General features: G+C 59.4%; 11 protein-coding genes. 4 read left to right on the top strand and 7 right to left on the bottom strand.

Translation table 11 applies throughout. The annotated features are described in order from the left end of the window. Positions 1 to 13: 13 nt before the first annotated feature. Positions 14 to 1,294, bottom strand: coding sequence for a sensor histidine kinase (locus tag ICY20_RS19540; RefSeq protein ID WP_159955412.1), 1,281 nt, complete (start codon positions 1,292 to 1,294; stop codon positions 14 to 16). After that, entirely contained in the window at positions 1,284 to 1,967 is a 684-nt protein-coding gene (gene colR / locus ICY20_RS19535; protein WP_003175870.1) for a two-component system response regulator ColR, read from the bottom strand. The genes ICY20_RS19540 and colR overlap by 11 nt, the downstream gene beginning before the upstream one ends. 201 nt (positions 1,968 to 2,168) lie before the next feature. Between colR and ICY20_RS19530 the strand changes: the two genes are divergently transcribed. Continuing rightward, positions 2,169 to 4,118, top strand: coding sequence for an LTA synthase family protein (locus tag ICY20_RS19530; protein ID WP_194938385.1), 1,950 nt, complete (start codon positions 2,169 to 2,171; stop codon positions 4,116 to 4,118). A gap of 395 nt (positions 4,119 to 4,513) precedes the next feature. On the opposite strand, the gene groL is transcribed toward ICY20_RS19530, so the two are convergent. The 5 genes from groL to ICY20_RS19505 all read right to left on the bottom strand — a co-directional run bounded on the left by groL (position 4,514) and on the right by ICY20_RS19505 (position 9,142). Continuing rightward, a complete protein-coding gene (groL, locus tag ICY20_RS19525; RefSeq protein WP_159955408.1) occupies positions 4,514 to 6,160 on the bottom strand; it encodes a chaperonin GroEL in 1,647 nt (548 codons plus the stop codon). A gap of 50 nt (positions 6,161 to 6,210) precedes the next feature. After that, positions 6,211 to 6,507, bottom strand: coding sequence for a co-chaperone GroES (locus ICY20_RS19520; protein WP_159955406.1), 297 nt, complete (start codon positions 6,505 to 6,507; stop codon positions 6,211 to 6,213). Positions 6,508 to 6,754: 247 nt separating this feature from the next. Continuing rightward, complete coding sequence (locus tag ICY20_RS19515; RefSeq protein ID WP_027605478.1) at positions 6,755 to 7,231, bottom strand: FxsA family protein; 477 nt, start codon at positions 7,229 to 7,231, stop codon at positions 6,755 to 6,757. Positions 7,232 to 7,297: 66 nt separating this feature from the next. Further along, on the bottom strand, positions 7,298 to 8,029 hold the full coding sequence (locus ICY20_RS19510; protein ID WP_194938384.1) for a HugZ family pyridoxamine 5'-phosphate oxidase: 732 nt from the start codon (positions 8,027 to 8,029) through the stop codon (positions 7,298 to 7,300). Positions 8,030 to 8,134: 105 nt separating this feature from the next. Beyond that, positions 8,135 to 9,142, bottom strand: a complete 1,008-nt coding sequence (locus ICY20_RS19505) for a DUF481 domain-containing protein (protein WP_159955402.1) — start codon at positions 9,140 to 9,142, stop codon at positions 8,135 to 8,137. Positions 9,143 to 9,333: 191 nt separating this feature from the next. On the opposite strand from ICY20_RS19505, the gene ICY20_RS19500 reads away from it, so the two are divergent. The 3 genes from ICY20_RS19500 (at position 9,334) to ICY20_RS19490 (ending at position 13,152) form a co-directional block, all read left to right on the top strand. Beyond that, positions 9,334 to 9,648, top strand: coding sequence for an MGMT family protein (locus tag ICY20_RS19500; protein ID WP_407692637.1), 315 nt, complete (start codon positions 9,334 to 9,336; stop codon positions 9,646 to 9,648). A gap of 43 nt (positions 9,649 to 9,691) precedes the next feature. Beyond that, on the top strand, positions 9,692 to 11,224 hold the full coding sequence (locus tag ICY20_RS19495; RefSeq protein WP_159955398.1) for an AmpG family muropeptide MFS transporter: 1,533 nt from the start codon (positions 9,692 to 9,694) through the stop codon (positions 11,222 to 11,224). 212 nt (positions 11,225 to 11,436) lie between these two features. Then, positions 11,437 to 13,152, top strand: a complete 1,716-nt coding sequence (locus ICY20_RS19490; protein WP_159955396.1) for a proline--tRNA ligase — start codon at positions 11,437 to 11,439, stop codon at positions 13,150 to 13,152. Positions 13,153 to 13,168: the final 16 nt, after the last annotated feature.

Genomic DNA, 13,168 nt, shown 5'->3' with positions numbered 1-13,168 from the left:
ACAAGCCCGGGGATTAGGCGTTGACCTGGCTCAGCTCAACATGAAAGCGGCAACCATTGGGCTCCATGGTGCTAAGGCTTACGCTCCAGCCCTGGTTTTCACAGATGCGTTGCACCAGCGACAGGCCAAGCCCCAGGCCGTCGCCACGTTTCTCGGCACCCCGTACGAAGGGCTCGAACATGGCTTCACGTTTTTCCTCAGGAATGCCGACACCTGAGTCTTCCACCACAAAACCACTCGGTTCCAGCGTCAACCGGATAAAGCCGTGTTCGGTGTAATGCAGAGCATTGCGCAACAGATTGCCCATTACCGCATGCAGGAAGGTGGTGTTGTAGCGAGTATCCAGCGGGTTGCCCGGCTGGAAGATAAGCTCCAGGCCCTTGTGCTGGATAGGGTCGCGCCAGATGCCGAGCAAATCCTCGGCGACCTGGGTCAGGGTGACTTGGGGTGACATGGAAGCATCGTCATGCTGGGCACGGGCCAGCATCAGGAAGGTCTGCACCAGCTCGCGCATTTCTTCGCAGGCGCGGGCGATGCGTTCCACTTGGTTGCGCCCACGCTGATCAATGGCGGGGTTTTCCAGCAGCAGCTCGCAGGAGCTGGCCAGCACCATCAAGGGTGTACGCAATTCGTGGCTGACATCGCTAGTGAACAACTGCTCACGGGACAATGCCTGGCGCAATCGGCCCAGGGTAGCATCGAAGGCAACCGCCAATTCACCGACTTCATCGGCCGCGTAATCCGGCGCCAACGGTGGGGCCAAGCCAAGCAACTGGTCACGATGGCGCACCTGGCGAGCCAGGCGCACGACCGGCGCCATCACTTTACGGGCCAATACCCAACCCAGGAACACGGCCAATGCCAGGCTGAGCACAAAGCCCACCAGCACCACGGCAAACAGTACGCGCTCGCGCTCTTCGAAATCGCTCTGGTCCTGCAGCAGCACGTAGCGCCGCCCGTCTACCACTTCAACCATGGCGTGGTACGACAGCGACTCGCGGAATACTTCGTGAAAGCCGGGCTCAAGGTGCCGCAGGTCCTTGGGTAATTCGAAATCCCCCGGCCCACCACTGAAGTAAAACAGTTGGTCCGGCTCAGGTCGGTGCCGCCAGTCCTCGACGGTGTCCATCAGCAGCAGACGTTGCAAGTCACCGCCCAAGCCCGCCGAGATCAACTTCTCTTCTACCAGGTGCACGGTTGCGACGATGCCCATGGCGAAGGCCCCCGCCACCAACGCGCTCATCAAGGCAAAGGCGATGATGATCCGTTGGGCAAGGCTTTGCTTAAACTCCATCACGACCCTCGGCCAGGCGATAACCCACGCCGTGCACCGTTTGCAGCAACGGCTTGGCAAATGGCTTGTCGATCACCTGGCGCAATTGGTGGACGTGGCTGCGCAGGCTGTCGCTGTCCGGGCAGTCATCGCCCCACAGGGCTTCTTCGAGGATTTCACGGCGCAGTACGTGGGGGCTCTTTTGCATCAGCACCGCCAGCAGTTTCAGGCCGACCGGGTTGAGCTTGAGCAGGCGCCCTTCGCGGGTGACTTCCAGCGTATCGAGGTCGTAGCTCAGGTCACCCACTTGCAGGGCACGGCGCCCGCCACCCTGGGCACGGCGCAGCACCGCTTCGATGCGAGCGGCCAGTTCCGACAGGGCAAAAGGCTTGAGCAGGTAGTCATCGGCGCCGGACTTGAAGCCCTGTAGCCGGTCATCCAACTGGTCGCGTGCGGTGAGCATGATCACCGGCGTGTCGCGGCGCGCGTCTTCGCGCAGGCGTTTGCACAAGGTGTAGCCATCGATGCCGGGCAGCATGATGTCGAGCACGATCAAGTCGTAATGCTCGGTGGCGGCCAGGTGCAGGCCCGACAGACCGTCCTGCGCGCAGTCCACGGTATAGCCTTTGAGCCCCAGGTAATCGGCCAGGTTGGCCAGAATATCGCGGTTGTCTTCAACCAATAAAATTCGCATGGGCAGTGTCTCCGTACGCGGTAACGGCCGTGTTGGCTCGCGCAGCTTAAGGCCAAGCGGGGCTCAGGGATAGACCTGGAAGCCCCGTCGATAAAGGTTTACAACCGATATTTCAGCTGAACGAGATTTTCACTATAGCTTCACAAACTGACTACAGCGTCAGGGCGAAGATCGCCGCCCATTGATATAAGGAACTTGGATATGGGGTTTATCAAAACGGCGCCTATGCGCTATTTGTTGTTGGTCACCGGTGCCTGGCTCCTGGTTTTCCTGCTCACCCGCAGCGTGCTGCTTATCACCCACCTGGATGAAGTCGGCGCCAATGTGCTGCCGGTATTTGGCGTGGGCTTGCTTTACGACCTGGGCTTTTTGGCCTATGCCGCCCTGCCCCTGGGCCTGTATCTGCTGTTGTGCCCGCCCGCGCTGTGGCGCCGCCGTGGCCACCGTTGGTTCCTGCAAGCGGTGCTGACCGTCAGCCTGTTCGCCATGCTGTTTACGTCGGTGGCCGAATGGCTGTTCTGGGATGAATTCGGCGTGCGCTTCAACTTCATCGCCGTCGATTACCTGGTGTATTCCGATGAAGTGCTGAACAACCTGCTGGAGTCCTACCCGATCGGCAAGCTCCTCAGCTTGCTGGCGATGCTGGCCGTTGTGTTGAGCCTGGCCCTGCGCAAGCCGTTCAATGCCGCGTTGAACGCACCACTGCCGCCCCTGCGTGGCCGCTTGTTGAATGCCTTGGGCCTGCTGGTGATGGCTGGCCTCAGCCTGCAACTGATCAGCCAGGACAGCCCCCGCGCCCAAGGCGGTAACGCCTACATGAATGAACTGGCCAGCAACGGCCCGTATCAGTTTTTCGCCGCGTTCCGTAACAACGAACTGGACTACAGCCAGTTCTACAAAAGCCTGCCGACAGACGTTGTGGCTAAACAACTGCGCGCCGAACTCAGCGAGCCGAACGCACGCTTTATCGGCAAGGACCCACTGGATATCCGCCGCGCCATCGACAACCCCGACACCTTGCGCAAACCCAATATCGTGCTAGTGACCATCGAAAGTTTCAGCGCCAAGTACATGGGCAGCAACGGCGATGGGCGCAACCTCACGCCCAACCTGGATGCGTTACGTAAACAGAGCCTGTACTTCAATAATTTCTACGCCACCGGTACCCGCACAGATCGCGGCCTGGAGGCCATTACCCTGGCAATTCCTCCGACGCCGGGGCGTTCGATCGTCAAGCGCATCGGCCGTGAAAGCGGTTTCGCCAGCTTGGGCCAACAGCTCAGCGCCATCGGCTATGACAGCGTATTTGTCTACGGCGGGCGCGGTTACTTCGACAACATGAATGCGTTCTTCAGTGGCAACGGCTACCGGGTTGTCGACCAGAGCAGCGTGGCAGAATCCGACATCTCATTTAAAAACGCCTGGGGCATGGCTGACGAAGACCTCTACAAGCAAACCCTAAAACTGGCCGATGCCGACTACGCCAAGCAGCAGCCGTTCCTGCTGCAACTGATGACCACCTCCAACCATCGCCCCTACACCTACCCGGACGGGCGCATCGACATCAAATCCGGCAACGGTCGGGACGGCGCGGTGAAATACACCGACCACGCCATCGGTGAATTTCTCACCGCTGCGCGCCAGAAACCCTGGTTCGACAATACGATCTTCGTGTTCGTCGCCGACCACACCGCCGGCAGCGCGGGTAAGGAAGACCTGCCCATCACCAACTACCAGATTCCGTTGTTCATCTATGCACCCAAGCTGATTGAGGCCCGGGAAACCGCGCAACTGGCCAGCCAGATCGACATCGCGCCGACGTTGCTGGGGCTGATCAACCTGAGCTATGAGTCGACCTTCTTTGGCCGCAACCTGCTGCAAGACAACCCACTGCCGCCGCGCGTGGTAGTCGGTAATTATCAACACCTGGGTTTGTTTGACGGCACGGACCTGGCGATCCTCAGCCCACGCTTGGGATTGCGGCGCCATGACCAGGCATTAGGCGAGAGTCAGGAGTCGCGGGTGGGCAGTGATGACCCGTTGATTCAGCGGGCGATCACCTATTACCAGGCGGCCAGTTATGGGTTCAAGCAGCAGTTGTTGAGTTGGAAGGCGCCGAGGGAGGCGAGCCCGCAATTGAGCGGACGCTAGTTCTGGTGCAGACCCAACTGTGGGAGTGGGCTTACCCACGATGGCGGTGTGACAGCCAGCATCTGCAAAAACTGACCCTCAGCCATCGGGGGCAAGCCCTAATACCAGTCAGTTAAGAAGTTGAAAGGCTAAAAAATAACCTGTGGCGAGGGAGCTTGCTCCCGTTGGGCCGCGAAGCGGCCCCGCTCTTTGTTTATAAAAAATGGGACTGCTACGCAGTCCAGCGGGAGCAAGCTCCCTCGCCACAGGTGCAGTGTTCACCCTTAACTGACTGGCATTAGGGCAAGCCCCCTCCCACAGGGGTTAGCGGTGTACTCAGCTATCCGGTCTCCCACAAAAAAGCCCCGCCTGCATCACTGCAGGCGGGGCTTTTTCAGAGCGGGGGTAAGGCTGGCTTACATCATGCCGCCCATGCCACCCATGCCGCCCATGTCTGGCATACCGCCACCGCCAGCGCCTTCAGCCTTTGGCTTGTCAGCGATTGCAGCTTCGGTAGTCAGGATCAGGCCACCAATGGAAGCAGCAGCTTGCAGCGCCGAACGAGTCACCTTGGTAGGGTCCAGGATGCCCATTTCGATCATGTCGCCGTAGACGCCAGTCGCAGCGTTGTAACCGTAGTTACCTTTGCCGTTCTTGACTTCGTTGACCACAACGCTTGGCTCGTCGCCGGAGTTGGCAGCGATCTGACGCAGTGGTGCTTCAACAGCACGACGCAGTACAGCGATACCGACGTTCTGGTCAGCGTTGTCGCCGGTCAGGTTGGTCAGGGCTTCCAGAGCACGGATCAGCGCAACGCCACCGCCAGGTACCACGCCTTCTTCAACGGCTGCGCGGGTTGCGTGCAGGGCGTCTTCAACGCGGGCTTTCTTCTCTTTCATTTCAACTTCGGAACCAGCGCCAACCTTGATCACTGCAACGCCGCCGGACAGCTTGGCCAGACGCTCTTGCAGTTTTTCACGGTCGTAGTCAGACGAAGTTTCGGCAACCTGGGCACGGATCTGAGTGATGCGAGCCTGGATGTCCTGCTCTACGCCAGCACCGTCAACGATGATGGTGTTTTCTTTGGAGATGGTCACGCGCTTGGCGCTACCCAGGTTTTCCAGGGTGGCGCTTTCCAGGCTCAGGCCGATCTCTTCGGAGATAACGGTACCGCCGGTCAATACGGCGATGTCCTGCAGCATGGCCTTGCGACGGTCGCCGAAGCCTGGAGCCTTGACGGCTGCGACTTTAACGATGCCACGCATGTTGTTCACAACCAGCGTCGCCAGGGCTTCGCCTTCAACGTCTTCGGAAACGATCAGCAGTGGGCGGCCGGCTTTAGCCACGGCTTCCAGTACTGGCAGCATTTCGCGGATGTTGGAGATCTTTTTGTCAACCAGCAGGATCAGCGGGCTGTCCAGCTCGGCAACCATGGTTTCTGGCTTGTTGACGAAGTACGGGGACAGGTAGCCACGGTCGAACTGCATGCCTTCAACAACCGACAGTTCGTTTTCCAGGCCAGTGCCTTCTTCAACGGTGATCACGCCTTCTTTACCGACTTTTTCCATGGCTTCGGCAATGATGTCGCCGATGGAGCTGTCGGAGTTGGCAGAGATAGTACCTACCTGAGCGATTGCCTTGGTGTCAGCGCATGGCTTGGACAGGTTTTTCAGCTCAGCAACGATGGCGATGGTCGCCTTGTCGATGCCGCGCTTCAAGTCCATTGGGTTCATGCCGGCAGCGACGGCTTTGTAGCCTTCGTTGACGATGGCTTGAGCCAGAACGGTAGCGGTGGTGGTGCCGTCGCCTGCGTCATCGTTGGCACGGGAGGCAACATCTTTGACCAGCTGCGCGCCCATGTTTTCGAAACGGTCTTCCAGTTCGATTTCTTTGGCTACCGAAACGCCGTCCTTGGTGATGGTCGGAGCGCCGAAGCTCTTCTCGATGATCACGTTACGGCCTTTAGGGCCCAGGGTCGCTTTTACTGCGTCAGCCAGGATGTTGACACCGGTGAGCATTTTTTTGCGGGCGGAATCGCCGAATTTAACTTCTTTAGCAGCCATGATCGATATTCCTTAAATACTTTGTAGTAACGGGAAAATGAGCGGGGAAATCAGTCTTCCAGAACAGCGAGAATCTCGTTCTCAGCCATAACCAGCAGGTCTTCGCCGTCGACTTTCACAGTGTTGCTGCCGGAGTAAGGGCCGAATACAACCTTGTCACCGACTTTAACGGCCAGAGCACGCACTTCACCGTTTTCCAGGGTTTTGCCTGGGCCAGCAGCGACGATCACACCGTGGTTGGCTTTTTCAGCAGCCGAACCTGGCAGAACGATACCGCCAGCGGTTTTCTTTTCTTCTTCGCTGCGCTTGATAACGACGCGGTCGTGCAGAGGACGAAGCTTGCTCATTGTCGATCTCTCCTAATTGTGTTTTTCATCGGCCGGTGTCAGTACCGGCAGGTTGTATTCCGGCTGTGCCGGTCGCGGCTCGCCAAGCAAGACGCGGAAGTCTGTCTGGTGTCGCCACCAGAAACCTTGCGGTGACCGTTACATAAGGGCGCATAAGCTTATTACAAGGGGCCGCGGCGGAAATTTTTTACCTGTGCCGACGGCCAAAAGCAACACGGCACCCGAAGGTGCCGTGCCAGTGAAGCGGTTATTTGCTGTCGCGGTGCTCGAATTCGCCTTCGATCACATCACCTTCTCGCCCCAACGGTTGGCGCGGAGCCGGGCCGCCACGGGGTTGCAGGTCATCGGCGAATGCACGCTGGCGAAGCGCGGCCTCTTCAGCGCGCTGGCGCATCTTGCCGGCCAGTAGCTTGCGGGTGAACGGCAGCAGCATGACCAGACCGACGACATCACTGATGAAACCCGGCAGGATCAACAGGCCGCCGGCCAGGGCCATCATCAGGCCCTCGAGCATGGTCTGGGCCGGCAGTTCGCCGCGGTTCAGGCTTTCACGGGCACGCAGCGCCGTGGCCAAGCCGGCGACGCGCAGCACCAACACGCCGAGCATCGAGCCGAGAATGATCAGCAGCAGCGCCGGGAAAAAACCGATCGCACCGCTGACTTGAACGAATACGAACAGCTCCAACACCGGGAACAGCAGAAAGAGCAATAAAAAAGGGCGCATCAAATGGTTCCTCAACGCAAGAATGCCTTGCCAGTCCACCTTAGATGACGTCGCCATTTCGTGAATTCAAGCGCTGGCCGCTTCTTTTTTCGGCCAGACCTGTGCGTGGGCCAATGAAACCAAGGCTTCGCGTACTTGTGTCGGCGTGTTGCAAGTCTGCGCAAACGGCAACCAATGCAGCGATTGGCCAATGCGAAGGTGCATGCCCTCGCTGTCGATACCGGCCAGTTGCGCAGGCTCAGTGCTAGGCAAACCCGCCAGGTCGACGTAATGGGCAATCGCCTTGGTGTGATCGCTGTTCATGTGCTCGATCATGCTTAGCTCAGCCTTGCCGGCGAAAGGGTTGGCCAGTGTCAGTTGATCTACCCAATGGATAGCGCCAAACCCGCCGATATAACGATGGCGCACCGGCTTGAGCACCCAGAAGTCGAAATCGTGGGCCTTATGGTAATTGGCCGAGTCGGGAAAGTAGCGGTAATAGCGCTCGGCGGCAGCCTCGATGGCAGCGCCGTCCTCCAGCTTTTCAGCTTCGGCCAGGTACGTCAGGCGCCCGACGGCCTGCACGTCATCGGCCTCGCGCTCACCCACCAGCAGCGAGCACTTGGGGTCTTTCTGCAGGTTGTGGGTGTGTTGGGCGATGCGGCTGATCAGAATCAGCGGGCGGCCTTGCTCGTCGAGGCAGTAAGGCACGACCGAGCCGAAAGGAAAGCCAGGCATGGCCTTGGACAGTGTGGAAAGCGCCCCACGGTATTCCTTGAGCAACAGCTCGCGGGCGTTCTTGGCAACCTGTGTGCTCAACGTATGACTCCTCGGGAATTGCGCCACCCACAGCATATGGGAATGGATCTCAACACAAGGTAATCAATATCGGCAAAGGTTGCCAAGCGGGTTTTGTGCAGCTTGTTACCAAGCCACGCCGAAGCCTGCGGTGTAGCGGGTCTTGCTCAGGCTGCTCTCGGAATCACCACTGATTATGTCGCGCTCGGCCTTGAGATTGAGGGACGCCCATTCAGTGACTTTGTAGCGCAGGCCCATTTCAGCATCCAGCGAGTAATCAACCGGCCCGTCGATCGGGCGGCCCAGCTCGCCATTGGTAAAGAACTCGACGGTCTTGCCCACCAGGTAACGGTTGTAGTTCCACTTCATGGCCACCGAATAGAAGTTGTCCTTACCGCCTTCGGCATATTCATAGTCGGTACGGTTGACCAACGAACCAAGGGAGAATGCCCCCAGCTCATCGTCCCAGAACTGGTAGCCCGGGCCGGTACCGACGGTACGTTGACGGGCCAGGTCTTCAACCTTGTCGCGCTTGTAGGTTAAACGGCCCTGCCAGAACCAATGCTCAGTGAGGAAACGGTCCAGGTCATATTCCAGGGCCCAGTTGTCGGTGGTGGTGACATCGTCCTGGAACTCGCGGTTGTACTCGCCCTGCCCGGTATGACGCCATTGGCCATGGCGCGCAGTGGTCTTGAAGTCGATGTCGTAGTCGTTGGTGTCGTTCTCGGCGCGTTTGTAGTCAAGCGCCAGGTCGACGTTGCCCTTCCACACCAGGTCTTCGATCACAGGCTTGGGCTTGATGATCTGCTGGATACTCGCCAGCTCCACGGTCTTGGGCGCTTCGCCATTGGCCAGCACTACTTTGCCGTCGTCCGCCGCTTTCAAAGACTTGGCCTTCTCGCCGGTGTAGGCATCCTGCTTGACCAGCAACTCCTGGTCGCTTTCCAGGGTTTTCACCTGTTTCCAGTCGACAGGGATGGCGCCTGCGTAGTCGGTCTGAATCAGCAACTTGCCACCGTCGAAGACTTTGATCTTGCCGGTCAGGCGGTCACCGTTCTTTAACCAGACGGTGTCGGCCAGCAAGGGCGTGGAGGCGCTGAAAACAGCAAGGCACAACAGGGTTCTGGACAACATAAGCGGATTGGGGCTCAAGGTTGGCGGAAAGGGCGCGTTATCGTGTTAGATAGCTAGGACTGACTCAAGGATTTGTGTTGAGTTCAATGCTCATCAGCATGTTTACAGACGTTTCTTACAAAAGACCGACGATCTCAACGGATATAGCCACAGTGAATCAACCCATTGAGCCCCCGCAAAGCCCCGCCGAGATGCGCCGAACGGCGCTGTACCTGACCCTGGCCCAAGTGCCTGAAGGTTGCGTGGTGAGTTACGGCGAGCTGGCCCACTTGGCCGGGCTTGGCCGCGCCGCGCGCTGGGTGGGGCGTACGCTCAGCCAGTTGCCTGAGGGCACGAAGCTACCCTGGCACCGCGTATTGGGTGCCGGTGGTCGGATAAGCCTGCCAGCAGGCAGCGCTTCGGGCGACGAACAACGCGCGCGTTTGCGAGACGAGGGCGTCACTGTCCGCAACAATCGCGTGGATATTCAGCGCCATGGCTGGCGCCCGGTAGAGCACAGCGGTTAGAGTGCGCGCTTTGTTTCCGCAAACCTGAGGCAGACTCCAGCCCATGCCCCGTAAAACCTGGCGCGCCGCGCTCGCTGCCTATGCCAGCCCTTCGACGTTAGTCCTGTTGTTGCTCGGCTTTGCCGCCGGCTTGCCTTACATGTTGGTGTTCTCGACGCTTTCGGTGTGGTTGCGTGAGGCCGGTGTGGCCCGCGAGACCATCGGCTATGCCAGCTTGATCGGCCTGGCGTACGCCTTCAAATGGGTCTGGTCGCCGCTGCTCGACCAATGGCGCCTGCCGCTGCTCGGTAAACTGGGGCGCCGTCGCTCCTGGCTGGTGCTGGCCCAGTCGCTGGTGATCCTCGGATTGATTGGCATGGGGTTCTGCGACCCTCAGAAACACCTGTCCTGGCTGATCGCCATTGCTGTAATCGTTGCATTCGCCTCTGCCACCCAAGATATCGCGGTGGACGCCTATCGCCTGGAAATTGCCGACGACAGCCGCCAAGCCGCGTTGGCTGCCAGTTATATGTCCGGCTACCGCATCGCCGCCCTGCTGGCGACTGCGGGTGCGCTGTTTTTTGCCGAAGGCTTCGGCTCCACCGGGTTCAACTATCAACACTCGGCGTGGCTCGGCACCTATGTGCTCTTTGGCGTGCTGATGATTCCGGCGCTGGTAACGACCCTGCTCATGCGCGAGCCAAACGTGCCCCTGCGCACCCAGTTGCAGGCCGGGCGTTATAGCTTCGTGCACCAATTGGTCTCGGTGTTTGTGCTGATCGTGTTGCTGGTGTCGGTGCCGGCGATGTTTACCCAGCTGTTCAACACCGATTTCGAAAGTGTGCTGTTCCATGGCATGAGCCTGTGGGACTTGCTGATGGACGACCGCGCCTTCCTGCGCGCCCTCCTCTATATCACCCTCACCGCGCTGTGCCTGTCAGCCATGGGCCGCCGCGGCCTGGCGCCGGTGCTGACGCCGGTCAACGACTTTATCCTGCGCTACCGTTGGCAGGCCTTGCTGCTGCTCGGGCTGATTGCTACCTATCGCATGTCCGACACGGTGATGGGCGTGATGGCCAACGTGTTCTATATCGACCAGGGCTTCACCAAGGACCAGATCGCCGGGGTCAGCAAAGTCTTCGGCCTGATCATGACCCTGGTGGGCGCTGGTATGGGCGGGCTGCTGATTGTGCGGTTTGGCATTCTGCCGATCCTGTTTATCGGCGGCGTGTTCTCTGCCGGCACCAACCTGCTGTTCGTGGCGCTGGCCGATATGGGCCCGGATTTGCAGATGCTGATTTTCACCATCTCTCTGGACAACTTCAGCTCGGGCATGGCCACATCGGCGTTTGTGGCTTACCTGTCGAGCCTGACCAACCTTAAATTCTCCGCCACCCAATATGCGCTGCTCAGCTCGATCATGCTGCTGCTGCCGCGCCTGATCGGCGGGTATTCGGGGGTAATGGTCGAGAAGTTCGGCTACCACAACTTCTTCCTCATCACCTGCATGCTAGGCGTGCCGACGCTGGTGCTGATTGCGCTGCATTGGTTTCAGGAAAATCGGCGGGCGCGGTTGAATCCGCCGGTTGAAGACTGACACGCCGCTGTCAATGTGGGAGCTGGCTTGCCTGCGATGCAATCGCCTCGGTGCATCAGATACACCGCGCCGTCTGCATCGCAGGCAAGCCAGCTCCCACACAAGCTCCACTTCCCGCACAAACGCCGCACAACCTCACGCCTGTACTCCGGCAGCAACCGCCCGTACAATCCCAAGTCATTTCAAGTCCAAGCAACCGACAACGGCCTACCATGCGTACCAGTCAATATTTGCTCGCCACACAGAAAGAAACGCCTTCCGACGCCGTCGTGATCAGCCATCAGCTGATGCTGCGCGCCGGTATGATCCGCAAGCTGGCCTCCGGCCTGTACACCTGGCTGCCCATGGGCTTGAAGGTGATGCGCAAGGTCGAAGCCATCGTTCGCGAAGAAATGAACGCTGCCGGCTCTCTGGAAGTGTTGATGCCGAGCACCCAACCGGCTGAGTTGTGGCAGGAATCCGGGCGCTGGGAAGAGTACGGCCCTGAGTTGCTGCGCTTCAAGGATCGTCATGGCCGCGACTTCTGCGCTGGCCCGACCCACGAAGAAGTGATTACCGACCTGATGCGCAACGAGCTGAGCAGCTATAAGCAGCTGCCGCTGAACCTGTATCAGATCCAGACCAAATTCCGTGATGAAATTCGCCCACGCTTCGGCTTGATGCGCGGCCGCGAATTCATCATGAAGGACGCCTACTCGTTCCACGCTGACCAGGCGTCGCTGCAGGCTACCTATGACCGCATGCACCAGGCCTACTGCAACGTGTTCACGCGTCTGGGCCTGAAGTTCCGCCCGGTTGAAGCAGACAACGGCTCCATCGGCGGCGCTGGCTCCCACGAGTTCCACGTGCTGGCTGAGTCCGGCGAAGACGATATCGCCTTCAGCAACGGTTCCGACTACGCGGCGAACATCGAGAAAGCCGAAGCCGTGCCACGGGAAACTTCCCGCCCTGCACCGGCCGAAGAACTGCGCCTGGTAGACACCCCTGAGACCAAGACCATCGCGGCCCTGGTGGAAAAATTCAATCTGCCGATTGAAAAGACCATCAAGACCCTGATCGTGCGCGCCGAGGAAGAAGGCAAGCTGATCGCCCTGGTCATCCGTGGCGACCACGAGCTCAACGAAATCAAGGCCGCCCAGCAACCTGGCGTGGCCAGCCCGCTGGTCATGGCCACCGATGCCGAACTGCGCGACGCCATTGGCGCCGGCGCCGGCTCCCTCGGCCCGCTGAACCTGCCGTTGCCGATCATCATCGACCGTTCGGTTGAGCTGATGAGCGACTTCGGCATTGGCGCGAACATCGACGACAAGCACTACTTCGGCGTGAACTGGGAGCGTGACCTGCCGGTTCCGACCGTGGCCGACCTGCGTAACGTCGTGGCCGGCGACCCAAGCCCGGATGGCAAGGGCACCCTCGAAATCAAGCGTGGCATCGAAGTCGGGCACATCTTCCAGCTGGGCAACAAGTACAGCAAGGCGATGAAGTGCGAAGTGCTGGGTGAGAACGGCAAGCCGATCACCCTGGACATGGGCTGCTATGGCATCGGTGTTTCCCGCGTGGTTGCCGCTGCCATCGAACAGAACAACGACGAGAAAGGCATTATCTGGAGTGACGCCCTGGCGCCGTTCCAGATCGCCCTGGTACCGCTGCGTTATGAAACCGAGCAAGTACGCGAAGCCACCGACAAGCTGTATGCCGAACTGACGGCTGCCGGCTTTGAAGTGCTGCTGGATGACCGGGACAAGAAAACCAGCCCTGGCATCAAGTTCGCCGACATGGAACTGATTGGCATCCCGCACCGGATCGTGGTCAGTGACCGCGGCCTGGCCGATGGCAACCTGGAATACAAGAGCCGGACCGAAGCCGAAGCCCAACCGTTGCCGGTGGCTGACGTGCTGTCTTTCCTTCAGGCGCGTATTCGTCGCTGAAAACCAGATCAAGAGA

It is taken from the genome of Pseudomonas pisciculturae, assembly GCF_015461805.1.
In the GTDB taxonomy this organism is placed as follows: domain Bacteria; phylum Pseudomonadota; class Gammaproteobacteria; order Pseudomonadales; family Pseudomonadaceae; genus Aquipseudomonas; species Aquipseudomonas pisciculturae.
The sequence above is the reverse complement of the archived record's forward strand: the minus strand, read 5'-3'. Positions and strand labels throughout refer to the sequence as shown.

What these genes read in the sequence shown, in the direction of transcription:
- ICY20_RS19540 (WP_159955412.1), bottom strand. Translation starts at nt 1,294, where the DNA reads ATGGAGTTTAAGCAAAGCCTTGCCCAACGGATCATCATCGCCTTTGCC.
- colR (WP_003175870.1), bottom strand. Translation starts at nt 1,967, where the DNA reads ATGCGAATTTTATTGGTTGAAGACAACCGCGATATTCTGGCCAACCTG.
- ICY20_RS19530 (WP_194938385.1), top strand. Translation starts at nt 2,169, where the DNA reads ATGGGGTTTATCAAAACGGCGCCTATGCGCTATTTGTTGTTGGTCACC.
- groL (WP_159955408.1), bottom strand. Translation starts at nt 6,160, where the DNA reads ATGGCTGCTAAAGAAGTTAAATTCGGCGATTCCGCCCGCAAAAAAATG.
- ICY20_RS19520 (WP_159955406.1), bottom strand. Translation starts at nt 6,507, where the DNA reads ATGAGCAAGCTTCGTCCTCTGCACGACCGCGTCGTTATCAAGCGCAGC.
- ICY20_RS19515 (WP_027605478.1), bottom strand. Translation starts at nt 7,231, where the DNA reads ATGCGCCCTTTTTTATTGCTCTTTCTGCTGTTCCCGGTGTTGGAGCTG.
- ICY20_RS19505 (WP_159955402.1), bottom strand. Translation starts at nt 9,142, where the DNA reads ATGTTGTCCAGAACCCTGTTGTGCCTTGCTGTTTTCAGCGCCTCCACG.
- ICY20_RS19500 (WP_407692637.1), top strand. Translation starts at nt 9,334, where the DNA reads ATGCGCCGAACGGCGCTGTACCTGACCCTGGCCCAAGTGCCTGAAGGT.
- ICY20_RS19495 (WP_159955398.1), top strand. Translation starts at nt 9,692, where the DNA reads ATGCCCCGTAAAACCTGGCGCGCCGCGCTCGCTGCCTATGCCAGCCCT.
- ICY20_RS19490 (WP_159955396.1), top strand. Translation starts at nt 11,437, where the DNA reads ATGCGTACCAGTCAATATTTGCTCGCCACACAGAAAGAAACGCCTTCC.